Annotated in this window: 24 protein-coding genes; 7 read left to right on the forward strand and 17 right to left on the reverse strand. The window is 24.7% G+C overall.

Features of this window, described 5'->3' with window-relative positions; genetic code table 11:
* Positions 1–31: 31 nt before the first annotated feature.
* Together ACZ5TJ_RS08980 and ACZ5TJ_RS08985 are read right to left on the reverse strand one after the other, a co-directional pair.
* A complete protein-coding gene (locus ACZ5TJ_RS08980) occupies positions 32–244 on the reverse strand; it encodes a DUF4177 domain-containing protein (protein WP_464198958.1) in 213 nt (70 codons plus the stop codon).
* A 127-nt stretch (positions 245–371) separates the two neighbouring features.
* Entirely contained in the window at positions 372–3653 is a 3282-nt protein-coding gene (locus ACZ5TJ_RS08985) for an MMPL/RND family transporter (protein WP_464198960.1), read from the reverse strand.
* A gap of 355 nt (positions 3654–4008) precedes the next feature.
* Between ACZ5TJ_RS08985 and ACZ5TJ_RS08990 the strand changes: the two genes are divergently transcribed.
* Positions 4009–4182, forward strand: a complete 174-nt coding sequence (locus ACZ5TJ_RS08990) for a hypothetical protein (RefSeq protein WP_155499128.1) — start codon at positions 4009–4011, stop codon at positions 4180–4182.
* Positions 4183–4221: 39 nt separating this feature from the next.
* Here ACZ5TJ_RS08990 and ACZ5TJ_RS08995 read toward each other — a convergent pair whose 3' ends face one another.
* Both ACZ5TJ_RS08995 and ACZ5TJ_RS09000 read right to left on the reverse strand, forming a co-directional pair.
* Positions 4222–5424, reverse strand: coding sequence for a hypothetical protein (locus tag ACZ5TJ_RS08995; RefSeq protein WP_464198962.1), 1203 nt, complete (start codon positions 5422–5424; stop codon positions 4222–4224).
* 283 nt (positions 5425–5707) lie between these two features.
* On the reverse strand, positions 5708–6244 hold the full coding sequence (locus ACZ5TJ_RS09000; protein WP_464198964.1) for a cysteine hydrolase family protein: 537 nt from the start codon (positions 6242–6244) through the stop codon (positions 5708–5710).
* Between the two features lie 297 nt (positions 6245–6541).
* On the opposite strand from ACZ5TJ_RS09000, the gene ACZ5TJ_RS09005 reads away from it, so the two are divergent.
* Entirely contained in the window at positions 6542–7081 is a 540-nt protein-coding gene (locus tag ACZ5TJ_RS09005) for a 50S ribosomal protein L25 (RefSeq protein ID WP_464198966.1), read from the forward strand.
* Between the two features lie 270 nt (positions 7082–7351).
* Here ACZ5TJ_RS09005 and ACZ5TJ_RS09010 read toward each other — a convergent pair whose 3' ends face one another.
* The 5 genes from ACZ5TJ_RS09010 to ACZ5TJ_RS09030 are packed head-to-tail and all read right to left on the reverse strand — an operon-like array spanning position 7352 to position 10955.
* Positions 7352–9052 carry a bifunctional diguanylate cyclase/phosphohydrolase gene (locus ACZ5TJ_RS09010; protein WP_464198968.1) on the reverse strand — a complete coding sequence of 567 codons (1701 nt, stop codon included), beginning with the start codon at positions 9050–9052 and terminating at the stop codon, positions 7352–7354.
* 55 nt (positions 9053–9107) lie between these two features.
* Entirely contained in the window at positions 9108–9245 is a 138-nt protein-coding gene (locus ACZ5TJ_RS09015; protein ID WP_422389176.1) for a cyclic lactone autoinducer peptide, read from the reverse strand.
* 21 nt (positions 9246–9266) lie between these two features.
* A complete protein-coding gene (locus ACZ5TJ_RS09020; protein ID WP_464198971.1) occupies positions 9267–9911 on the reverse strand; it encodes an accessory gene regulator ArgB-like protein in 645 nt (214 codons plus the stop codon).
* Entirely contained in the window at positions 9904–10371 is a 468-nt protein-coding gene (locus tag ACZ5TJ_RS09025) for a hypothetical protein (RefSeq protein WP_464198973.1), read from the reverse strand. Before ACZ5TJ_RS09025 ends, ACZ5TJ_RS09020 begins: the two co-directional genes overlap by 8 nt.
* 23 nt (positions 10372–10394) lie before the next feature.
* Entirely contained in the window at positions 10395–10955 is a 561-nt protein-coding gene (locus ACZ5TJ_RS09030; protein ID WP_464198975.1) for a DUF5317 family protein, read from the reverse strand.
* Positions 10956–11150: 195 nt separating this feature from the next.
* Here ACZ5TJ_RS09030 and ACZ5TJ_RS09035 point away from each other — a divergent pair, with 195 nt between their 5' ends.
* Entirely contained in the window at positions 11151–11564 is a 414-nt protein-coding gene (locus tag ACZ5TJ_RS09035; RefSeq protein WP_464198977.1) for a LysM peptidoglycan-binding domain-containing protein, read from the forward strand.
* On the opposite strand, the gene ACZ5TJ_RS09040 is transcribed toward ACZ5TJ_RS09035, so the two are convergent.
* The 6 genes from ACZ5TJ_RS09040 to ACZ5TJ_RS09065 all read right to left on the reverse strand — a co-directional run bounded on the left by ACZ5TJ_RS09040 (position 11550) and on the right by ACZ5TJ_RS09065 (position 17450).
* Positions 11550–11951, reverse strand: coding sequence for a peptidoglycan-binding domain-containing protein (locus ACZ5TJ_RS09040; protein ID WP_464198979.1), 402 nt, complete (start codon positions 11949–11951; stop codon positions 11550–11552). The two genes, ACZ5TJ_RS09035 and ACZ5TJ_RS09040, sit on opposite strands and share 15 nt — an antisense overlap.
* A 104-nt stretch (positions 11952–12055) precedes the next feature.
* The gene (locus ACZ5TJ_RS09045; RefSeq protein WP_464198981.1) at positions 12056–13117 is read right to left on the reverse strand and encodes a DUF2776 family protein; all 1062 of its coding nucleotides are present in this window, start codon (positions 13115–13117) and stop codon (positions 12056–12058) included.
* A 226-nt stretch (positions 13118–13343) separates the two neighbouring features.
* Positions 13344–14267, reverse strand: coding sequence for an FAD-dependent oxidoreductase (locus ACZ5TJ_RS09050; RefSeq protein ID WP_464198983.1), 924 nt, complete (start codon positions 14265–14267; stop codon positions 13344–13346).
* Positions 14268–14269: 2 nt separating this feature from the next.
* Complete coding sequence (locus tag ACZ5TJ_RS09055; protein WP_464198985.1) at positions 14270–15697, reverse strand: FAD-dependent oxidoreductase; 1428 nt, start codon at positions 15695–15697, stop codon at positions 14270–14272.
* Positions 15698–15712: 15 nt separating this feature from the next.
* Complete coding sequence (locus tag ACZ5TJ_RS09060; RefSeq protein WP_464198987.1) at positions 15713–16540, reverse strand: Cof-type HAD-IIB family hydrolase; 828 nt, start codon at positions 16538–16540, stop codon at positions 15713–15715.
* 292 nt (positions 16541–16832) lie between these two features.
* A complete protein-coding gene (locus ACZ5TJ_RS09065) occupies positions 16833–17450 on the reverse strand; it encodes a DUF975 family protein (protein WP_464198989.1) in 618 nt (205 codons plus the stop codon).
* 269 nt (positions 17451–17719) lie between these two features.
* Between ACZ5TJ_RS09065 and ACZ5TJ_RS09070 the strand changes: the two genes are divergently transcribed.
* The 4 genes from ACZ5TJ_RS09070 (at position 17720) to ACZ5TJ_RS09085 (ending at position 21426) form a co-directional block, all read left to right on the forward strand.
* Positions 17720–19021, forward strand: a complete 1302-nt coding sequence (locus ACZ5TJ_RS09070; RefSeq protein WP_464198991.1) for an ion channel — start codon at positions 17720–17722, stop codon at positions 19019–19021.
* Between the two features lie 60 nt (positions 19022–19081).
* Positions 19082–19510, forward strand: coding sequence for an N-acetyltransferase (locus ACZ5TJ_RS09075; RefSeq protein WP_464198993.1), 429 nt, complete (start codon positions 19082–19084; stop codon positions 19508–19510).
* A 141-nt stretch (positions 19511–19651) separates the two neighbouring features.
* On the forward strand, positions 19652–20827 hold the full coding sequence (nagZ, locus tag ACZ5TJ_RS09080) for a beta-N-acetylhexosaminidase (protein ID WP_464198995.1): 1176 nt from the start codon (positions 19652–19654) through the stop codon (positions 20825–20827).
* A 95-nt stretch (positions 20828–20922) separates the two neighbouring features.
* Positions 20923–21426 (forward strand): CarD family transcriptional regulator, encoded by a 504-nt coding sequence (locus tag ACZ5TJ_RS09085; protein ID WP_464202303.1) that lies wholly within the window; start codon positions 20923–20925, stop codon positions 21424–21426.
* 57 nt (positions 21427–21483) lie between these two features.
* Here the strand turns inward: ACZ5TJ_RS09085 and ACZ5TJ_RS09090 are convergent, their stop codons facing one another.
* Together ACZ5TJ_RS09090 and ACZ5TJ_RS09095 are read right to left on the reverse strand one after the other, a co-directional pair.
* Positions 21484–22116 carry a hypothetical protein gene (locus ACZ5TJ_RS09090; protein WP_464198997.1) on the reverse strand — a complete coding sequence of 211 codons (633 nt, stop codon included), beginning with the start codon at positions 22114–22116 and terminating at the stop codon, positions 21484–21486.
* Positions 22117–22229: 113 nt separating this feature from the next.
* Positions 22230–24311 (reverse strand): sensor histidine kinase, encoded by a 2082-nt coding sequence (locus tag ACZ5TJ_RS09095; RefSeq protein WP_464198999.1) that lies wholly within the window; start codon positions 24309–24311, stop codon positions 22230–22232.

Consider the following 24311-nt stretch of genomic DNA (forward strand, 5'->3'; position numbering starts at 1 on the left):
GTTTTTTTATTATAACTATTAATTATTAATATTAATCTTCATTTACTTTCTTTTGAAATATAATCTGATAACAATATGGTGAAGCTACTCCTGTTTTTTCATTAGCCGGAACAACAACTTGTTTAAATTCCCATCCTTTTTTACCCTCTTCTATAATTATTTCTTTACATTTATTAAAAGAATCTCCCCTTTTACTCTTTAAAGTTCTTTCAATTGGTACTTCTATAAATTTATATTCGTACATCTTTTAACCCCCACAATCAATTTCAATATTATTGTAATTATAACACAATAAGTAATAGTATTGTATTATTTTCTATAAAAATATAAAGAAGCTAAGTAACCACCTAGCTTCTTTTTAATCTAAAATTTTATTCTTTTTTTGTATCAGTATCTTCTTTTTCACTATTGTTATTTTTATTACCTTTTACCTTTTTCACTTCTTCTTGAAGAGCTTTAAATGGCCACCAATTATACTTTCCAAATGTTCTAACCATAGCTGGTATAAATAATGGTAATATAACTACAACATAAAGAATTATCCCAGTTAATACAACCATAGATATTTCAACTAATGAAAGTACTCCAGATGGTAGTAAGGCTGCGAATGTACCACTTAATATAATTACAGCAGACATTACTACTCCTCCGATTATCTTCATAGTTTTAATCATACGCTCTTTAATTTCCATATTCTCGTATTGATTAAATCTTGTCATAATAAATATAGAATAATCTATACCAAGTGCCATTAATACTACAAATCCAAAGAATGCTGTTATCCATGAGATTCCTGGATAGCCCATTATTTTTTGAACTATAATTTGTACTATACTTAATGAAGTAAAGTAAGTTAATATAAGTGATAAGACTAAATATGTTGGCATAACAAGTGATTTTAGTATAATAACTAGAACAATAAATACTCCAACTATAACAAATGCTAGTGCTTTATTATAATCAGCTTTTGCCATTAGCTTAGTTTGATATGTTGTACTTGCTATTCCTCCAACCCCTATATTTGCATTTTCAAGTTTAGTTCCTTCAACACTATACTTAACTATATCTTCAAGTTTTGAAATTTCATTAACTGCTTCATTTGAATATGGATTTTTATTAATTATAACTTGAATTGTTGTTAATTTTCCGCTTGGTGTTATATATTGATTTAAAGCGTCATCAAAATCTTTATTACTATATATTTGCATAGGAATTGATATTCCTGAGAAATTATAAGAAAGATTAGCCCAATCATTTATATAACCATTTGCGTATTTTATTCCATTTTCTATTTCATTAATTCCATCTGCACCTTTATTTAAACCTTTATCTAACTCATTTATTTGTGATTTAAACTTGCTAAACCCACTCTTTACTTCACCTTGTCCTTTAGCGATCTTTTGAAGTGCTTCTGATATTTGTGGAACATTTTTAGAAATTTTATCTCCACCATTTAATGATTTATCAAGACCACTATCTAATGCATTTAATCCATTTTCAACTTTTGAAAGTCCATTATTAAATTCTGTAAGTCCTCCTGTAACTTCATTTGACTTTGAATTTAATTCATTCATTGCATTAGCTAAAGCATTAATATCTTTATTTAATTCATTTATTTTATTAATATATCCTTTTATTTCTTCATACTTTTTATTTAATTTATCTACATCTAAATTACTAATATTTTGGTTTAAAGATTCAAAATCTTTTATAAAGTTTTGAATATCTTTATCATTATTAAGTTCTGGATGATCATTAATAAACTTTTCTACATCTGTCTTTGTAGTGCTAATTAATGCTTTTAATCTTTTTTCATCTACTTTAATTAAATTGTCTTTAACAGAATTTGCTTCATTTAATTCTGTTGCTATTTTATTTAAGTCATTTCCTACTTGTTCATATCCATCATGAAGTTTTTCTTGACCTGATTTTAACTCATTTAATTTACTTTTAGCATTTTCTACACCAGTCTTTAATTCATTTGCTCCATTATGCTCTAAATTAATGCTGTTATCTAATTCATTTAAAGCTTTTTGAAGCTTGTCTACTCCATTTTCAGTTGCTAAAGTTCCATTTTGAAGTTTACCTGCAGCTTCTTTTGCTAAATTTAATTTTGATTTAGAAGATTGTATTTTATTACCTGCACTATCTAATCCATTTTTAATAGTGTTTAATCCATTTGTAGCTTTGTTTACACCACTAGTAACTTGTCCTGCTTGATAATTTACATATATTTGATCTAATCTATTTCCAATTGGTCTTGTAACGCTTAATACTGACTTAACATCACTACTTGCATTTTTTAAATTACTAGATATTTTTTCAATCAATGCAATATATTCAGGTGATTTTAGATTATCATCATTTTCAATATAAATAGTTACAGGTGATACTTTACCAATACCAAAACTATCTGCTACAATATTAAAACCTTTCTTTGATGGATAGTTATCTCCAATTTCATTTAAATTATTAAATGATTCACTAAAATTATTTAGTAAAATAGGAATTATTGTAATTATACCTATTATAACTAATGTTAATATACGTCTACTAAATGCGAAGTTTCCAAGCTTTCCCCATAATTTATTTTCGTTAACCTTCACTTTACTTTTAACTGGCCAGAATATATTCTTTCCAAGTAACATCATTAAAGAAGGAACGATTGTAAATAGTCCAAAGACTAAAAATAATATTCCAACCGCTACTGCTACTGCACTTTTGTAAAGATTAAAGGAAATAAAATTTAGTGATGCAAAAACTACAAATACTGGCGTTGCACTAAATAATACTGTCTTTCCAGCTGTTTTATAAGTATTAATTGTAGCTTCATACTTATCTTTTCCACTTGCTAGTTCTTCTTTAAACCTATCTAGTAATAGTATAGAATAATCCGTTCCTATACCAAACAATATACAAATCATAAATATTTGAGTGTAATTTGAAAGCGGGAAATTATACTTACTAGCTAAAATTGCTACTACAGATTGTGATGCAAGATAACTTACTCCAACTGTAATTAATGGAACAAACGGAGTAACTATTGATCTAAATAGAATTATTAATACTACTAGTATAAATACTATAGTTATTCCTTCTGTTTTATTTAACCCTTTTTGGGCTGCTAAGTTAACATCTGATTCTATTGGCTTGTTACCAGTAAGATAAGTCTCAACACCTTTTGTACTTAATTTATTTTGAATTCCACTTATTATTTCTTTCGTAGTAACGCCTTTAGGATTTACTGTTAAAGATGCTATTATTGTTTTATTATCTTTTGAAACTAACTCTGAATCTAGCTCAGGATTACTAAAGCTATCTAAAACATTTGTTATATGTAGATCTTTTTTATTATCTATTATATTATTTATTGTTTTTTTGATATTATCTTTATCTTCCTTTGTTAATCCATTATCTGAATGGAATACTGCTAAATAAGTATTAATACTATTAAACTTTAAATTATCTTTTAATTCATCTGCTATTCTATCTGAATATCCATTTGGCAGTTTAATTCCACCTTTTGTACTTACAAGGTTAGTTAAGGATGGAGATGAAATTAAAAGTACTATTAGCATGACTATCCAAATTCCTATTGCAGTAAAACTAAATAGTAGTTTTTTATTTTTTCCTTTTACCTTCTCACCTTTCATACCACTCCCTCTTTCTATTAAATTGTCATTCTATAAAAAAGTATAATACTAAAGGATAAAAAGTCAAAAGAAGAAAGGGTTACTTTATTTAATATTCAATTAATAAAATTAATTTTATTAATAAGAAAATTAACTGTATATATTTAATATTGGATATATCAAGTATTTTAAACGTATAACAAGCTCTTCTTATATAGCATATAATAAACTATTAATGTATTGAATAGGACTTACTATTATAGTAAAAACTAAAACAAAGAAAATATTTTACAATTTATTTGTTGATAGTTATTATTATTTAATATATAATAATCTTATAAAAGGTAAGAGAAATTTTTAGATAGGAGATGTTATTATGATAGATAAACGTGACGTAGTTGATAACAATGAAGTTGAAGGTGCTTATGAAAAGGATGTAAATAATACTAATAAAAAAGTTGATCCTACAGATCCTTGTGACCCATCAAGCCCAGATTACCCATGGGTACCTTGTGGCTTAAATAAAGATACTAAAAAAGAAAATAAATAAATTTAATGGCTAGTAAACTATTTTACTAGCCATTAAATTTTACTTTCTTCTTTTACCTCTTAAAGTATCAGTAATTGCTTTATCATATATATATTGGAGATATATTTTCTCATCTATATCTAATTCTAAATTATTTATTTTATTTAAAGCATCCATAAGCTTTATAGATCTTTCTGCAAATTCATAATCTTTTAATCTTTTAATTTCATCCTTTGTATTTGATGCAAACTTATTTTTAACCTTTACAACTTCATTTACAATTCTATCTAAAATTATATCAGTAAGTTCATCAGCATTAATTATATCTTTTGCATAACGTAGTACTTCATCTTTATACTTTTCTATATTTAATATATTATTGAATTTACTTATTAAACTTGATTCACTTATATTGTGTTTTACTGAAAATAATTTTTCTTTAAAATCATGTATTCCAATAAATCCTTCATCTTTATTACTTTTATTAGTAATTTTATAATAAAGGTATGCAGTAAAGCTTTCATTTTTTATTTCACTATTTTTTATAAGAAGTCCAAACTTTAAAATGTTATTTTCATCTAACTCATACTCTCTCTTCTCTTCAAAAAATAATCTCATATTTGAATCACTTATATAATATTTAGAAACATTAAATTCTATATTTTCATCTAAATTTAACTTATTTAAAATATAAAGTGACATATATAATACAAGCTTGTTATCGTAATTTTTGTACTTTTTAGAAGAAGTTACACTTCTAATACACCATCTATCTCTGTCTTTAATTAATCTATATTGTCTTTCCTTATCAGGAAATTCTTCCATTAAATATTTAATATTATAACTTATTAAATCATCTAATCTCGCTTTAAAACAAAAGTTTAGAAATTTATCTATTTCAAATAACCCTTGAAAAAAATCATTTCTAGCATTATAAATACATTCAGCCATATATTTACCATCTATATTAAATACAATATTGCCCGTCTCTTCTGACTTACCAATATATTTTATATTCCCAAGTCTCTCTATTATATCTACTTTAACTACTCTTTCATCTATTTTTTTAAAAGATTCTATAAGATCATAAGAACCTTCTATATTTATAATTTCATCTTCTATATTATCTAAAAAATAATTTCTTAATACAAATGAGTCAATTTTTATTCTATAATCTAAAAGGCTTTTTAGCCTTTCTTTATCTATTTTTTTAGAACTTATTAAAAATTTATCTTTATACTCATATACTAACTCTTTTCCCATAAAGCTCCCTCCTTTTACTTATGTAATTATACTAATATATAAAAAATCCTCCTTTTAATGTAAAAAAGTGAGTATATTTTAAAAATATACTCACTTTTTATTAAATTAATATTTATTTTGAAACATTACCAAGTACTAATTTTGATAATTCATCATCAGTACTTATCTTCCACTTTTTATCTCTTTTATTTAGTGTAACTGTTCCTTTTCTTTCATCCACCTTAGATTTCTTTATATTTTCAAGTAAATAGAAGTCTCTAAAAGTAGATAAAACACTAAATAATTATCTTAAAACTTTTATTTGTAATCCTTCTAAAACATCTAAAGCTTCATTATGAAGATTACTATCAAAACTACTACATAGATTACCATCTACTATAATATTAGCATCTTTATAAAGAGACTGGAATACTACTGCATTACTTATAACGCACATGTTTGTAACTATACCTACAAATTCTATTTCTCTTATTTCCCCTAAAGTTTCTTCTAATTTAATCATTTTTCTTGGATCAATACCAAATGCCTCTTTATCATAATGAAGTGTATTTTCTTTATTTTTAAATTCCTTTAACTTACCATATAAGTCATGTCCTTCTGTTCCTTTTAAGCAATGAACTATAGGTAGATTTTTACCCTCTCTTGTATCTAAATAATTTTCAAAGTGAGTATCATAAGTAAATAATACTTTCCACCCGTTTTCTAAATAATATTTAACTTTTTCATATATTTTATCTTCTAATTTCTCTGCTTCTTTAAAACCTAAAGCTCCTGTTACAAAATCATTTTGATAATCAACTACAACTAATAACTTTCCCAAAACCTTTCCTCCACAAAACATTATTTGTTATATAATACCATATTTAATTTTAAAAATCTTCCTATTTTCGTAATAATATTATATATTTTTCGTAAACTGGATATTTTTATCCATTGTGCTATAATTAATATATATCAATTGAAGGAGGCGTATGTAAATGGTGGAGCTTAAACTTCAAGCTCTATAGCACTACCTATAAAAAGATATACTATAGAACAAATTCTTAAATATTGCTTAGAGCTTAATGAAGTATACTTAAATAATTTAAAAATCATTTTATGAAAAGAGGTATTTATTATGTCAATAGAAGCATTTAAGATTTGTACAAGATGTAATTCAGAAAAAACACACAAAATAAGAAGAGATGGAAATGTACCTGGTATTATATATGGTAACCACTTAGAATCACCTATGGAAATTAAACTTAGCTTAGGTACTCTATCTAAATTACTTAAAGAAAATACTTATGGTTCAATAATTCCACTAGAACTTAATGGTAAAAGACTTTTATGTATTGTCAAAGAAATTCAAAGAAATAATTTAGGAGAATTAATCCACGTTGATTTCCAAAATGTAAGTCCTAGTGAAATTATTAAATTAAAGATACCAGTTAGCTTTGTAGGTGAAGAAGCACTAACTTCTAAAAATTTAATATTAGAAATAGCATCACCTACTTTAGAATTCCATGGTGCTGCTACAAAAATACCTGATATTATAGAAGTTAATGTATCAGATATGGGATTTGAAGATAAAATATTAGCTAAAGATATTTTAGTTCCAGATGATGTAGAACTTATTACTAAACCAGATACTCTACTTGCTGTAGTTAATGCTTAAGAGTAAAAATATAGCTTGTCTTAAATAATTTAAGACAAGCTATATTTTATCTTTAATCTTAGTTTGTTTACTATTATTTTTCTTACTTATATGAACAATATAACATAAAATAACAGCAACAATTGCAATAAAAAGTGTAATTTTCATTTAAAATCTTCCCATAACTCTCTATTTATATATTATTAAATATATAAATAAGCACCTATATAAATTACTAAGTAATTTTATAGATAAGTGCTTTAATATAAGTTTTATTATACTTAAATTTTTCTATACTAAATTTCCAAGATTATCTTTATTTTCTTTTATTACTCCTATAAAAGTTTCTACAATTTCAGGATCAAATTGAGTTCCACTACATCTTCTTAATTCCTTTATAGCTTCTTCATAGCTTTTCCTTCTATTGTATGGCCTATTAGAAGTCATAGCATCAAAACTATCTACAACAGTAAGAATTCTTGCAAGATATGGAATTTTATCCCCTTTAAGTCCTTTTGGATAACCTGTTCCATCATACTTTTCATGATGATATAAAACAAGTTCTTGCAAATCATTTAATGATTTCATTGGCTTTAATATATCAACTCCATTTTGAGGATGCTCTTTAAGAATATTCCATTCTTCATTTGTTAAAGGCATCTTTTTAATTAAAATTTCTTTTGATATATTAATTTTACCTATATCATGTACATATGCACCTCTTAATAACTGCATCTTCTCTTTTTTACTTAATTTAAGTTTATCAGCTAGAAGCTTACAATAAAAAACAAGTCTTTCACCATGTCCATAAGTATATCTATCTTTTGCATTTATAACACTTATTAAAGTTTTTATAGAAGCAATTAATTCAACATCCTCATCAGTTATATCCTTATTAAGTTCATCAAAAATAGACACATATGTTTCAACCCTATTTTTATTAAAGAATTTAGCTCTATATAAAGCATCATCTGCACTTTTAATAAGATCTATAGAATCTCTAGCTTTATCTGGATAAACAGATATTCCAATTGATATTGTTAAGTTTTTATTTGGTTGATTTTCTTGCCCTTCAAAATAAGTACTTTCTACCTCATCCCTTATTTTTTCTGCAATAATAGAGGCTTCATTTTCATCTGTTGATGGTAAAATTATAGCAAACTCTTCGCCTCCATATCTTGTAACAATATCTTTTTCTCTAGTTGCTTTTTTTAATAACGCACCTATATCTCTAAGCACCTTATCACCAGCTTGGTGCCCATATGTATCATTATATTGTTTAAAATAATCAATATCTATAAAAAGCATTGATAACTTAGTTTTAGTATAATCTGCTTCTTTTACTTTATCACTTAAAGAATCATAAAAATATCTATGGTTATAAACTCCAGTTAAGCCATCCTCATTTGCAAGACTTAATAACTTTCTTATATGTTCTCCTTCAATTTTCACATAAAAACCAAGTGGCAATGCCGTTAATACAAAAATTCCTGAAAGGACTAAATCATTTTCAAAATGTATATTTACTTGACTATTTGGCATATAAATAATATCTATACCCAATATAATAAACGATGAAATAACTGCTACTAAAAGACCTTGCTTCATACCAGACTGTATTGTAGTAGTTATAATTATAAATAGGAATAATACTTTATACTGACTAGTATTTCCACCAGAAATTATTACTGTTATTGTAAATATTATAATGAATATCTTTCTTTCAATAATATTAACTATCATTGTTGACTTTTCATTCATTTTATTTTTTATAGACAAAGTCCATAAAATGTATATTGATAGTAAAAGCATTATTACAAAGCTAAATCCTAATACAATAGACTCAGAATATATAAGTTTATCTATAATATCTGCATCATTTCTAAAAGCATATTGTATAAATATCATTCCAGTAAATAATAAAGATACTAACTTTACTATAGCTACTATATCATTTATTTGCTTATATTTATCTTTTTCTATATTACTCATAAATTTACCTCATGTTAAAAAAGGGCTAGTTTTTAACCAGCCCCTTTTTAAGTTATTACTCTTCTCTTAAGCTCTTTGGCTCTTCTGGTTGATAAGCACACCAGAAACAAGCTGATGTTGCCATAACTCCTGCAAATACTGTTGCTAGTGTTGCAATTCCCATTAGTAGTTTACTGTTTAATTTTTTCATCATTAGTTCCTCCCCTAAGTTATATTATATATTTATTTTATTTAATAAATAATCAAGTTTATTTATCGCTAAATGTCCCATTTTAGTAAGAGATATTACTTGCCATAACATTCCTAAATATAGACATTCAAAATATATAATCATATTATGTACATTATAAAAATGATATATAATAATAAATACTATAGATATAATTAAATAAATATTTATAATATTTATTGACTTTCTTTTAAGTTTTTTTCTTCTCTCTAACTTTTTAATAGGTTTATTTTTACTATCTACTGGCGCAAGTTTGTAAACAGTGTAGTATGATATTATAAAAATAATAAATCCTAATATTATTGAATATATACTATTTATATTAATAGCTATTGCTAATTTAGGTATTAGTATACATACTAGTGTACCTATTACTGTACATCTTGTTGGGCTAGTAGCATGTACTCCTCCTGAATACTTTCTTAAAATACTTATGGAAAACGACACTATAAGTGCTTCTACAAGAACATTAAACAACACTCCAAATATTATAGTAAATATAAGTGCAATGCCCATTTGAAGTATTGCAAATACTCCATATTCGATAACACCTTTCCTTTCTTCATCTCCATCAGTTTCCATAACTATTTTAGTTGCTATTTTGTTTGAAAGTTCTCCTATATCAATCATTTTCTTTTGTTTTCCTTTTATTTATTATTATTTTTAATACTATCAAAATTATTATAAATATTATTAACGATGGTAATCCATATATTATTTTTGTAGTTGGATTTTTAAAGATATGTGTTAACCCATCACCATAAATACTTTGCAAAATAAGCATATTTATACCTTCACATATAAATAATAATACTATTGAAAGTATTCCACCTCTAACTGCTGTGAGCAGATTATTATTACTTATATAAATTGATATTCCTATTAATACAATTATATTTATAATAGTATTAATTCCATAAGTTATAGGTAAAAATCTAACTAAATATGCTGATGCTGCTAATATTAAGCTTGATATAATATAATTTGATAACTTTATAGTAGTATTTGAAAATATGTACATTCCAAATATTAACGCAAAGCTTTCTGGAATAGCTCTAAAGACTAATTCTAATAAAGATAAATGTAACAAATCTTATGTCATCTCCTCCGCAGCTAATTATGAATACTTATAATCTCTAAATTATTATTTATACTCTTAATAGAACTATATATAATTATAAAAATATAAAATCTTATAAATATATCACCAATACTTAAAATGCTATATCCTAGATCAAATATATCAGTTAAAAATTTTAATTTAACGTTTGCATTTCCTAGAATATGAATATCATTTACTTTAGTAAATGAATCTAATTTAGCATAACCTGTCCAAAGTGACAGTTTAGGAAATACTGGCATAAATCCACCATTTGCTTTAATTGCAATATCATTAAGCACTCCCCCAATAACCATTACTATGGATCCTATACATGCACTTAAATACTGCTTATACTTATAAACTAATGGAAGATAAGATAGTATATACATAATCTTTAAGACTTTTGTATATTTAATAACTGCATAATTTTCTTTAAATATATTTATCTGAATAATTATATAAATAACTTCGATAAATAAAGGAATATATATAGCATAATTTTTAAATAAAGGTGCTATCTTATATCCTTTTAATTTGCAAAATAGTAAAGCTATTATTACAGTTTCTAGCATTTAACTTCCTCTTTCCATATTTAATTTTAATTAACAAAGTGAAATTATTTGTAACTTTATTATAATATATAATAAAGCACTTTTCTATATTTTTCTATATTTTTTTAATTATTTTAAATTTCATTGTATTTATTGTGTATATTTTTAAAAACTTAAGTCAATATTTCAAATAAATATTTTTAAGGAGTACTTATATTGAAAAAATATATTTTTAAAGATATACAAAATAATCTTTCTTCTAAACAAATTAGTATAGACTCCTTCTTAAAGGATATAGACTATAAAAAGGTTGTACTTAAACCTAAAGAAACATTAAGTACAATAGCTAGAAAGTACACAAGTACTTGCAATCCAAATACTACTATAAATTTAATAAAATTATTGAATAATTTAACTGATTTAGATAACTTAGATGAAGGAACAGCACTCTTAATTCCTCATAAAACTTTACAAAATGGTTCTTTATATAAAGTAAAGAAAGGTAACACCTTGGATAATATATGGGAAACAAGCTATCCTGAATATGATAGTGATCATAAAAAGAGCATGTATAAACCTTTTATAAAAGTTTATACATGCTCTTATTTTTACTTATTATTTTTTAAATAAAGCTTTCCATGTTTCTTTATCAACTATTCCACTTACTGTTAATCCTCTCTTTCTTTGAAAGTCTTCTACAGCTTTTAATGTTTCATCTAAAAACACACCATCTGATCCAAATTTCATATAAGTATATGCAAAATATATAAGTCTTCTTTGAATTATTTCTACAAGTTTGCCCTTAGAACTTTCCTTTATTACTGGGCATAAGTTTAAAGTATCTTTCCCAAAGTATCCATCAACACTTAAAGTACCTTTAAATTCTTTATTTAATTCTTCTTGAAGCTCCTTTACTATTTCACCACTAACGCTTAATCTCCACAAAGGTGTTTTTTCTATAGTATCACATTTACTTATATCAAATTCTTTCATATGGTTATCACTTTTACTCATCATAAATAAATCACCCTTTTAATTGTTATTAACAGTATCTTCTTATTATTAAATATGCTAAAAACTTTTAAAAGAGACTTAATTTTATAAATTTAATAGCTTATTTTTTAATTTACGTTAGCTGTACCACTTTCAAGTATTGATACAATTGAGAATAATGTAAAGCAAACTCCACCAAGTCCAACCATTACACGTGCTGGCACAAAATATGCTGGATTAAATACAGCAGCTTCAAATAAAAACGCTGATAAAAATAAGCAAATAAGTGCAGTTACAACAGGTATTAATGGTATTCTATTAGAAAGAGAACATGTTTTTCTCCATACTGCTGCAAGTAAAACAACTTTGCTTGAAATACTATAGCAAACAAGTCCTAATCCTATTAATACAAATCCTGGTGCTATCCAAGCATCTGTAGTACGAATTGCTAATACAACGATACCCCATATAATATCTATAGTACCCATAACTATAACAAATAATGTCCATTTATAACGTTCCTTATTTGTAAACTTATTTTGTATTTGTCTTAATATACTAAATACTAAAGCAATTAAGCTTGCACATATAAGTGCGATTCCTAATACAACATGTCCAGCAACAAAACAAGGTGTCTTTGATTCATTCATTAATAAATAGAATCCTCTTATTAAAGCTACTATTGTACATATTATAGGGATAGCTCCTAAAATTTTAACTTGAATATCTGAAAAACTTTCACTTGGTCTTTCTCCTTCTTTAAGCTTAGCTTCATTTTGAGTTATAAGAACAAATTTTGTAGAGGTTGTTGCAACTGTAGATACACAACAACTAATTAGACCAACAGCAAATATTATATTTCCTGATACAAATGAAGATGCATTATCTAAATTAATTCTCCAAAAATATATTCCATAAATAATTGTACATCCACTCACTAAATATCCAAGTATAGGTAATGCAAATTTATAAAAATTATTATACCTTTTTATTAATTGTCTAATTATTGTTGCAGCTGTTGTAAATAACGCTATACATATTGCTGTTAATGCTATAAGAACATGTCCTGCAACTATATAACCTGTCCCTACTGTTTCTTTTAGTGCATTAACATAAAAACCATATCCTACGCAAATTACTCCCATAAGTAAAGGAACTAACCTAAAAAATATGCTCATATAAAAATTCATATATATCCCTCCTAAAACTATCATCCTTATTGTATTAACCACTATATTTACTGTCAATTTACTCTTAGTGAACCTTTTTTTAAGTTAGAAACAATATTTTAAAATACAATATTAATTTAATATATAAATTCTTATATTACATATTGTATTAATATAACTTCATATTTCTTAACAAAAAAAGAAAGCATTATTCACTAAATTAATTAGTAAATAATGCTTTCTATTGTTATTCAAATATACTTTTTTTATTTATTCCTAAATACATTCTAACATTTTCAGTAGTTTTTCTCGCTTCTTCAAGTAGCTCTTCCATTGAATTGTGTATTCTTATTGAATTACCACAAGCAAATATTCCTTCTTTTGATGTCATAAAACAATCAGAAACATCTACTCCCATAGTATCAGCATTTATTTTAAGTCCACTTCTAAGTGCAATTATTCCATCACATACCATCGGCTTTGCTAATATTAAAGTATCACAATCAACATATTCACTATTTAAGTTTTTAGAAATCTTAATTTTTTCTAATCTTCCTTTTCCAATAACTTCGTCTAGCTTATATCCTAGATATAAATTTTTACTTAAACCTAAAATTTGATCACTTAACTTTTCACAAACTATGCCTTTAATATTTATATTGTTTTTCTTAAGCTTATTAAATATTTTATAAAGATTATCAGTTCCATATATAATAACTTCTTTACCTGGTATTAATCCCATATTTAGAATTTTCTCAGTCATTCCAATTGTTAATATTCCAGAACATCTATCCCCTGTTACTTCTAATTTATTTAAGCCTATTTCTTTACCACCATTTGCTATTATTATAGCTCTTGCTTTAACTTTTTCTATTCCTCTATCTTTACTAGTCATTAAGACTATGTTTTCATCTTCTATATTTAATACTGTTGTATTTAAATATGTATCTATATTTAAATTATCGTATTCTCCTAATTTTCTTTCTCTGTATACTTCTCCAGTAAAATTGCTTCTTTCACTTAAATTATAATCTCCTTTAATTAAAGCTCCACCTAAAGAGTCTTCTTTTTCTACAACTAATACATTATCTATTCCTGAAAGCTTAGCAAATATTGCACAGTTTATTCCTGAAGCTCCTCCGCCTATAATTACTAAATCATAGTGTTTCATATTTATACCTCCTCATAACCTAAAATGCTTGAACCTTCTTTTCCTTTAATTACTTCATCGTAATTACAATTTAATTCTCTCTTTAATATTTTTGCAATTGGTATTAAACATCCAACACCTTGACATCCACCCATTGTAGCTCTAGTTCTTCTTTTAATTCCGTCAACAGTTCTTGCACCAAGAGGTCTTTTTATTGAATCTATTATTTCTCCTTCAGTAATAAGTTCACATTTGCAAATCATATTTCCATACGCTGGATTTACCTTTATAAGTTCATTTTTTTCCTCAATTGAAAGGTCATTGAATTTTTTAATCCCGACTCTTATAGGATTAAATTTAGTTTTTTTCTTAAGTTTTATATTCTTTTCTAATAATTCTTTAACATATATAGCAATTGCAGGTGCAGCTGTAAGACCAGGTGATTCTATACCAATTACATTTATAAAATTTTTATTTTCTATATCTTCTTCAATTATAAAATCATCTTTAATATGTGGTCTAATTCCAACAAAAGTTGTTATAACTTTATTTAAAGGAAGTGATGTTATAATATTTTTCCCTTTGCCTAAAACCTCACCTAATACTTTTTTAGTAGTATTAAGTGCTTCTTTATCTTCTACTTTAATAGCACTTGGACCTACTAATATATTTCCATCTGTAGTTTTTGTAACTAATACACCTTTACTTATATTAGTTGGAACTCTAAATAATGTTTTATTAACAAGTCCTCCTACAGATTTATCAAATAAAGCATATTCTCCCTTTATACCTTCTATCTTGTATTTTTTATTATTTATTCTATTATTAATTAAATCTGCATTTAACCCAGCAGCATTTATTACTACTTTACTTAAAATATCTTCTCCATTTTTTAGTTTAATTTTATAATATGAATTCATTTTTAATATATATACAACTTCAGAATTGAACTTAAATTCTACACCATTCATATTTGCATTTTCAGCTAATGCAATTGTCATCTCATATGGATTAACTATACCAGAAGATTTTGCATATAAAGCACCTAAAACTTTATCTGAAATATTATTTTCCTGATTTAAAACTTGTTCTTTAGAAAGTATTTCAAGTCCTTTAACTCCAAGTTTTTCTCCATTTTCTTTAAGCTCTTTAATTTTTTCCATTTCTTCATCATTAAATGCTAATACAAATGCACCATTTCTTTTAAATGAAAAGTCTAGATCTCTAGATAATTCATCAAACATATTATTACCTAATAAATTAAGTTTAGCTTTTAATGTACCAGGCTTTTCATTAAACCCAGCATGTACAATTCCACTGTTAGCTTTTGAAACACCTTCTGCTAAATCATTTTCTTTCTCTAATAAAGTTATATCAAGTTTATATTTTGAAAGTTCTCTTGCAATAGAAGTTCCAATAACTCCTCCACCAATAATAACTACATCTTTCACAGCAATTCCTCCTATCTACACTTTTAATACAAATTTATTTATGGCCTTTGCTACACCATCATTTACATTTGTATCAGTAATATAATCTGCCACACTTTTAATATCTTCTGACGCATTCCCCATAGCAATACCAGTTCCCGCATATTTAATCATAGATAAATCATTTTCACTATCACCTATACACATTACTTCTTCCCTATCAATTCCAAAGTAATTAGCAAGATAACGCACTGCATCTCCTTTTGTACTTCCATTTCTCATAACTTCAAAATTATCATTCCATGAAGATACAATTTCCATATTAGTATTTAAACTTTCTAGTTCTTCCCTTGCTTTTATTAAATTAACTTTGTTATTTTTATCAGCACAAACACCTTTAAGAATTTCTCCATCAAACTTTTCTATTTCTTCTTTTATGTTATCTGATACTATAAGCTTAACTTTTTCTTCGTCTTTTAATGTTTTATTTAATATTTTATAAACATGATCTTCAGCTAACTCCTCTTCAGATATAATTCCAAAATTAGCAGTAAGATACGCTTTTAAACCATGCTTTTTTGTTACTTCTAAAAACTTTAAAATATCTTCTTTTTTAAGTGGATTATTATAAATAACTGTATTCTTATATCCTATAAAAGCTCCATTTGATGCTATTATTGGAGTATCAAGTCCTATTTTTTCAGAATACATCTTTGCACAGTCATATATTCTACCTGTTGTTATTACAACCTTTACGCCTTTCTTAAGTGCAAGTTTTATACTATTTAAATTTTCTTCTGAAACAGTTTTTTTGTCCTTTAGTAAAGTTCCGTCCATATCTATACAAATTAATTTAATGCTCATATTTTATGACCTTCTTTCGTATCCTTATACTTTTATAATAAATACTAAAATATTATAAGTAAAATACTAAGTTTTTATATTATTCATAACAAAATACCTATATTAATTATCCAATAGCAAACCCATTTTTATTATACATCTAATGAAAGATTTAGTGTTTTAACGCTATATTAACTTAATTGCTAAAATTTTAATATTTATCAAAATTAGCTGAAACTTATGTATAAAAAAATAAATCTTTGTTAATAAAAATATCAACAAAGATTTATTTTAAAAATTTATATTCTATTTATTATCGATCTTTAATTGTTAAATAAAAGTTAGCTGTAGTTAATGAGTAATAAGGTGATAACCATAAGAATCCTATTCCGCAACTTATTAAACTTAATATTGCCCACCCAATAAAACTTAATTCAAGAACAAAGAAATCCCACTTGTAGCCATTCATAATTCTTGCACTTTCTTTCATGCATTCAATTACTGATTTACTATTATCTTCAGCTAAAATGAAATATGATTGTGATAACATTAGTGCAATTATTATACCTGGTACAATAAATAAAATAGTTCCAATTATTACACAAATCATTACTAATAAATACAACCCTAATGTCTTAGGTAAAATATTAAACTGTGAAAAAAGATCTTTTATACTTGCATCATCTTCTCTTCTTGCAAATTTTAATAAGAACTTAGAAAATCCAACAGTTATAGCACCTGAAATAACTATGCCTATAATAACTATAATACCTTCAATAAGAAGCATTCTAGTACTAATTTCATAACTATCTGATGTTACTGAAACTAATCCTGTTAATATATTAGCACATAGTGTAACAAAAATTGCAAGTCCCCATCTGCCTCTTAATTGTTCTTTGGCATTTTGTTTAAGTTCACTTCTAAATATCATACTTACACCTTCTATTAATTAATTATATAATATCATTATATACAAAGGTCCTTAATTTTAGTAATGATATTATATAAATCTAATATTATTTTATCTCTACTTTCTTTAAATAATTCATTTTCTCCATTTATAACATGGTAAAATAAAATCTAAATTTTCTCTTAATTAAATAACATCTTAAATTTTCAGCTCTAACTAATTACAAGAATAATGTTTTTAACTTAGTTAATACTAAAATTATAAAATAATCTAGTTTAATGGAGCTAACTATGAGAGTTGATTATAAAAAAAGAGATTATGAAATAGACAAAAAAATCGAAGAACTTAAGTCAATAAGAGATACTTTATACTCTAAGAAAAAAGATATTTTACTTAAGCACAAACGTAAAAATGAATGTGAATTATTCAATGAAACTCTAAGTAAAAATAATAGTTCTAGTATATATTATAGATTCAAACATAAAGTCTATAAATTCATAAATTTTAAGGAATTAAAATTTGGTAAATACTACGCCCTTAGTGAATCCAATTATATAAGCGTCTCTGGAATTGAATTTTATTTTGTAAAGTTTGATCATTGTATTTTTAATAATATTATTTTTAATGATTGCCATTTCTATGGGTGCCTATTTGATAACTGCATGACATCAAACGGAAAGCTAATATTTAAGAAATGTCATTTTAGAGGCTCTGAAACTAACTATATAAATAATAATCCAATAATCCAAAATACATGTACAGAATTTTCTAATTGTATGCTTAGTTTATCTTTAAAACATTGTTTTGCAGATTACTTATTATTTGAAAAATGCAAATTAATCCAAAGTGAATTTACTTCCTGTCAAATGCCAGACTCTATATTTAATAAATGTGGATTCTATTCTGTGCATTTTATTAACTCTAATATAGATAAATTATCAATAAAAGATATTGAAAATCACGAATTAGAATTCCATAATATTTTCGATATATGGGATGTAGATAATGAAATTTATATAAGTTTTGAAGGAATAAAAAATACTAAGAAAATAGTTAAGAAAAAAACTTACAAAGAAGAAATTGACTACTATAAAAATTTATCTAAAATGTATTTTACATTAAGTAAACTCCTTAGTAAAAATAATATAAATGATAATTTAACTCTAGAATACACTTATTTATATAATTACTTTTCAATGAAGACAAAGAAAAACTTTTTAGATAGGTTTATATTTTATATAAGTTGGACTCTTTGCGGATTTGGAGATAAAATGAGTAGATTTTTAATTTGGTTTATAGTATTTATTTTATCTACAAGCTTTGCATATATGTTCTCAGGATTATCTTTAGGTGGAACTGGAATAATTAAATATTCTATTTCAAGTATATTAAGCACTCCAATTAACATAGTTATATCTGATTTTTTAACTTGTATACACTTTAGTATAGTAACTTTCTCTACAGTTGGTTATGGTAATATAACTCCTTATGGATCTAGTTATGTTGTATCTGCTATTCAAATAATTATGGGAATAGTTTTTGTTGCAATATTTACTTCAGTAATAGTAAAGAAATTCTTAAAGACACTTTAATTAATATTTATTTGTTAGTAAAATAATTATTAAAATATAAGTTATTTAAGGGGGTTTACTATGATTAAAGAATTAGAGAATTTTGAAATAAATGAAGTTCTAGATATTTGGCTAAAACCTAATATTAAAGCTCATAACTTTATAGATAAAAATTATTGGATTAATAATTATGAACTTGTAAAGAATGAATATATACCAAATTCTAAAACTTTTGTTCATAAAGAAGATAATATCATTAAAGGATTTATAAGCATAATGAATGATTCTTTTATTGGTGCATTATTTGTTTTAGAAGATTATCAAGGAAAAGGAATTGGAAGCTCTTTAATGGATTATTGTAAAAACTTATATCCAAAATTAGAGTTATCAGTATATAAAGAAAATACTTCTGCAGTCTCCTTTTATAGAAAATGTGATTTTAAAATAGAAGAAGAAATGCAAGGTGAAGATCTCCCTAACAAAGAATATTTAATGAAATGGACTAAATAAATTTTTGCCTACAATATACTAATATAAGAGGTTCTGTAACTAAATTATACAGAACCTCTTCTTCATTTATATTAATTTCTATAATAAAATTTCCAATATTGGATATAGCTATAATTATAAAATAATATTAGGAGATTTTATATGAATAAAAGATTTTTAATTTCAATCATAATTGTTGTTTTGCTTTCTATATTTACATTTCACACTACTTTTTCAAAGGATAATCCGAAAGATGAAATTCTAGAAACTATATCCAATATGTCTTTAGATGAAAAGATAGGTCAATTAGTTATAAGTGGATTTTATGGTACTACTTTAGATGAAAACATACTTAAATTAATAAAAGAAAATAAAATTTCTGGAGTTATTTTATTTAATCGTAATGTTAAAGACCCAAACACTTTACTTTCTTTAAATAATAGTTTAAAAGAAAGTAATAAAAATAATAAACTCCCTCTTTTTATATCTGTTGATGAAGAAGGGGGTTCAGTTACTAGAATGCCAAAAGATATTAAAAGACTTCCTACCAATAAATATATAGGAAGTTTAAATAATAAGGATTTAAGTTATAATGTTGGAGAAATACTAGGTGAACAATTATCCTACTTTGGATTTAACATGAACTTTGCTCCAGTACTTGATATAAATAGTAACCCTAATAATCCTGTAATTGGAGATAGATCTTTTGGTAATAACAAAGATATTGTAGCAAGCCTTGGTACCTCTACAATGAAAGGAATTCAATCTAAAAATATAATTTCTGTAGTTAAGCATTTTCCAGGTCACGGTGACACTTCAGTTGATTCACATGTAAATTTGCCTGTTGTAAATTATGATATTAATAGACTTAACTCATTTGAATTTGTTCCATTTAAAACTGCAATACAAAATGGAGCTGATGCTGTTATGGTAGGACATATATTACTCCCTAAAATAGATAATAAATACCCTTCATCTATGTCTTATGAAATAGTAACTAATATTTTAAGAAAAGATTTAGGGTTTAATGGATTGGTTGTAAGTGATGATATGACTATGGGAGCAATTACAGAAAATTACTCTATAGAAGAAGCTTCAATTAAATCAATAAACGCAGGTATGGATCTTTTATTAGTATGCCAAAAATATGAAAATACAGAAAATGTTCTTAAGACATTAAAAGAAGCTGTACTAAATGGAACAATATCAAAAGAAAGACTAGATAATGCTCTTTATAATATTATTTCTATAAAGAAAAAATACCTATTAAATAAAGAATATGATAACGATATAACTATAGCTGGTATAAACCAAAAAATAACTAATTTATTTAGATAATTTTATTATTGACACTCATTTTATTCTATGATAAAATATAAAATTCGTCTTTTTTAATATATTGTGTTATAATATTATTATAACCATATATGGAGGTGCTTTATTTGTTTAATATAGGAGATAAGATTGTTTATCCAAGCCAAGGGGTCGGTATAATAGATAGTATTGAAGAAAAAGAATTTTTAGGAAAGATGAAGAAATATTGTAGTATACATCTAATAAATAACAGCCTAAAATTAATGATGCCCCTAGATCGTTTATTATCTTCAAACATACGTCCAATAGCTAGTTCTGATAGTTTAGATAATGCTTTAGATCATCTAGATACTTTTGTTCATGCAGTTGATGATTTAAGTCATGTCACTTGCAAAGAAAGAATTGCAAGTAACACTATAAAATTCAAGTCTGGAACTTTAAAAGATTTCATTGAAGTAATCTGTAATCTTACAGAAATAAAAAAAGAACATTCTTTAAATAATAGTGAAAGTCAAATGCTTAAAAATACACGAAAATTTTTAATTGATGAAATTAGCTTAATTAAAAATATAAGTAATTCCGAAGCATCTGATTTATTGGACGATTCATTATCAGTAATTTAATACTTAATTTTTGTATTAATAAAGCCTTATACAGATGATTGTATAAGGCTTTACTAGTTATTTTACTTTTATTCTTAATCGACTTTTCTTTTCTATTAATCTTTTAAGATTATCATAATATTCATTATCACACTTTAGTAAGTGTAACTTATTATCATAAGTTATATAAAACAGTTTATCTTTAGATAATTTAGAAGTAGCAACTTCAACTTTCTCTATTTTATTATACTTAATATATTTTCCTATAAATATTCCATCATCGTATACTATATTCTTTAGCTTTATCAATCTATATATATGAACAGTTATAAGCACTAACGCAAGTAATAAAAACATTATAACGTTACTATTTAAGCTATATATATCTCCAGCTTTCATTTCATTATTAATAATAAATAATGCTGCTAATATTAATATATTTATGCAACGCATAAACTCCCCTGTAGATCTTTTTTCATACAACTTTTCCTTGTTTAATAAGTTATTTTCATTAAATTCTTTTTTAGCATTTACTACTTCTATAATTCTTTCAATTACTTCAGAAGCAACTATGCCTAAAGCACCTAGAAATGTCACTAATTCATTTTCTTTTATAACACCTATAATCATTATAAAAATAGATATTGCTAATATTACTATAGTTTTATTTTCTAGTAATCTTTTTACACTATTCTCCTTCCCATATTCCATACCTTATTCCCCTTTATCAACATATTTTATATTATAATTTTACCACAGAGACTTTTAACTTTCCAATTATTTCAAATAAAAAAAGTCCAAATTTTGGACTTTTTTTATTTATATTAAATATTAAATTCAATTATTACTTTAAATAGATCTCCATCTATATTTACATTTAAATTTCCACCTTGTAATTCTATAAAGTCTTTTGCAATAGATAATCCAAGTCCTGAACCTTCTGTATTTCTCGATTTATCTCCTCTTACAAATCTCTCAAGTAAATATTCGCCATTAACATCTATCTCTTCTTTTGATATATTTCTTAAAGTTATATAAAATTTATTATTTCCTTTTTTGGTGTCAATATAAACTCTTGTATTTTCTAAAGAATACTTAGTTATATTAACAATAAGATTTTCAAACACCCTAATAGTTCTTTTTCTATCAAGATTTAATATTACTTCATCTTCTTCAAAGTTTAAGCTAAATATTAAACTAGATTTACTTATTTTATCTTCTAGCTCTAATAAAGTATAATTTATTAGTTCAATAACATTTACCTCTTCTATATTTAACTTTACATTCTTTCCTTTAATATTACTTACATCAAAAAGATCTTCTATTAATGTTTTAAGTCTTTTGGATTTCCTATCTAATGTATCAATATACTCTCTTTGTGTTTTATAATCTAAATTCTCGCATTTTAATAATTCTGTATAATTTATTATAGAAGTTAAAGGAGTTTTTAAGTCATGAGAAACATTTGATATAAGTTCTACTTTCATTTTTTGACTTTCTAATTCATTATTTAATGCATTTTGGAATCCATCTTTAACTTTAAATATTTCTTCCTTTATAGGTTCAAATATATTCAAATCTTCGTCCATATAATAATTAAAGTTTCCTTCTTTAATCTCATTTGTACAGCTTAGAAGTTTATTATAATAATTATTTATTTTTAAGAAATATTTTTTTATTAATATATAAATTACCACAATATATATTATAGAAGCAAAAATTCCAAATACCCACATTGAACAAATTAATGATATTGCTATAAAATTTATTAATACTATTAATAGAATTTTTCTCTCTAATTTATCTTTAAAGTCTATTTCTTTTATATATTTAATAATACTCCTTACACCTTTTACTATTAACACCTTTTCTTTAACATACTTTCTAAAATTATATCTAAAAATTTCTTTTATTAATGTAACTGTATAGTGTGCTACATATAAATATATAAATGATAAAATAAAACTTATAATATAAGCTAATATAATTGAATTTTTATCAATATTACTTACTTCACTATAAACAATATCAATCAAATAGCTATTCAACATTGTACTTGCATTCACTAAAATAAATACTATAATTAAAATATTTATTTCAAAAGGAATACTTAAAAGACTTCTTATAAACTTACCTTCATTTTCTCTTTTATATTTAGTTATGAAAGATATAAATAAAATTACTAATGTAGCTATATTTAGATAATTATATTGAGTTGAATCTATAGGTATATAAACATGATTTCTTGATATAAACTCTGATATATCATCTATTGAATATATAAATATAGCATTCTTTATTGGCTTATATTCAAAATTTTCATCATGAAACATATTGCTATACGTGTGTACAAACTGTAGAGCTGTATATTTTCTAATAACTTTATTCTTTCCATTTGTATAACATACAGTAACATCACCTGCTTTATCATAACTTATAATTAAATTAACTTCATAATTATTGTTGTGCTCTATATTCTCTAAATTTTTATTTTCTAAAATACGTTCAATAAACTTACTTTTTTCAATACTAGATTTTACATTGTTATTATTTCTATTTAATATATAATAGTCCACAATATCATTATCTCTGTAAATATCATCGTTATATTCAAAAGAACTATTTATATTGTGTATATACTCCTCATCATTACTAATATTCTTGTCTTTATAAAACTCATCAAAATAACTACTCTTTTTATTTAAAGTTTCAAAATAGCCTTTAAAATTTGCATTAGTAAACATGCTCATAAATTGGAACTCATCTAAAAGATATTCATTATTAGATATAATTTTATCTTTACTAATGCTAGTGCTAAACACTATTCCTAATGAACATAAAATTATAATAAATATCACTAATTTATTTCTTAAATAACTTTTTTTATTTTTTATATTATTACTCAA

Source organism: Clostridium budayi, from assembly GCF_055396605.1.

Coding starts and splice junctions, on each gene's coding strand:
- ACZ5TJ_RS08980 (WP_464198958.1), bottom strand. CDS start 244: ATGTACGAATATAAATTTATAGAAGTACCAATTGAAAGAACTTTAAAG.
- ACZ5TJ_RS08985 (WP_464198960.1), bottom strand. CDS start 3,653: ATGAAAGGTGAGAAGGTAAAAGGAAAAAATAAAAAACTACTATTTAGT.
- ACZ5TJ_RS08990 (WP_155499128.1), top strand. CDS start 4,009: ATGATAGATAAACGTGACGTAGTTGATAACAATGAAGTTGAAGGTGCT.
- ACZ5TJ_RS08995 (WP_464198962.1), bottom strand. CDS start 5,424: ATGGGAAAAGAGTTAGTATATGAGTATAAAGATAAATTTTTAATAAGT.
- ACZ5TJ_RS09005 (WP_464198966.1), top strand. CDS start 6,542: ATGTCAATAGAAGCATTTAAGATTTGTACAAGATGTAATTCAGAAAAA.
- ACZ5TJ_RS09010 (WP_464198968.1), bottom strand. CDS start 9,052: ATGAGTAATATAGAAAAAGATAAATATAAGCAAATAAATGATATAGTA.
- ACZ5TJ_RS09015 (WP_422389176.1), bottom strand. CDS start 9,245: ATGATGAAAAAATTAAACAGTAAACTACTAATGGGAATTGCAACACTA.
- ACZ5TJ_RS09020 (WP_464198971.1), bottom strand. CDS start 9,911: ATGATTGATATAGGAGAACTTTCAAACAAAATAGCAACTAAAATAGTT.
- ACZ5TJ_RS09030 (WP_464198975.1), bottom strand. CDS start 10,955: ATGCTAGAAACTGTAATAATAGCTTTACTATTTTGCAAATTAAAAGGA.
- ACZ5TJ_RS09040 (WP_464198979.1), bottom strand. CDS start 11,951: ATGATGAGTAAAAGTGATAACCATATGAAAGAATTTGATATAAGTAAA.
- ACZ5TJ_RS09045 (WP_464198981.1), bottom strand. CDS start 13,117: ATGAATTTTTATATGAGCATATTTTTTAGGTTAGTTCCTTTACTTATG.
- ACZ5TJ_RS09050 (WP_464198983.1), bottom strand. CDS start 14,267: ATGAAACACTATGATTTAGTAATTATAGGCGGAGGAGCTTCAGGAATA.
- ACZ5TJ_RS09060 (WP_464198987.1), bottom strand. CDS start 16,540: ATGAGCATTAAATTAATTTGTATAGATATGGACGGAACTTTACTAAAG.
- ACZ5TJ_RS09065 (WP_464198989.1), bottom strand. CDS start 17,450: ATGATATTTAGAAGTGAACTTAAACAAAATGCCAAAGAACAATTAAGA.
- ACZ5TJ_RS09070 (WP_464198991.1), top strand. CDS start 17,720: ATGAGAGTTGATTATAAAAAAAGAGATTATGAAATAGACAAAAAAATC.
- ACZ5TJ_RS09075 (WP_464198993.1), top strand. CDS start 19,082: ATGATTAAAGAATTAGAGAATTTTGAAATAAATGAAGTTCTAGATATT.
- nagZ (WP_464198995.1), top strand. CDS start 19,652: ATGAATAAAAGATTTTTAATTTCAATCATAATTGTTGTTTTGCTTTCT.
- ACZ5TJ_RS09090 (WP_464198997.1), bottom strand. CDS start 22,116: ATGGAATATGGGAAGGAGAATAGTGTAAAAAGATTACTAGAAAATAAA.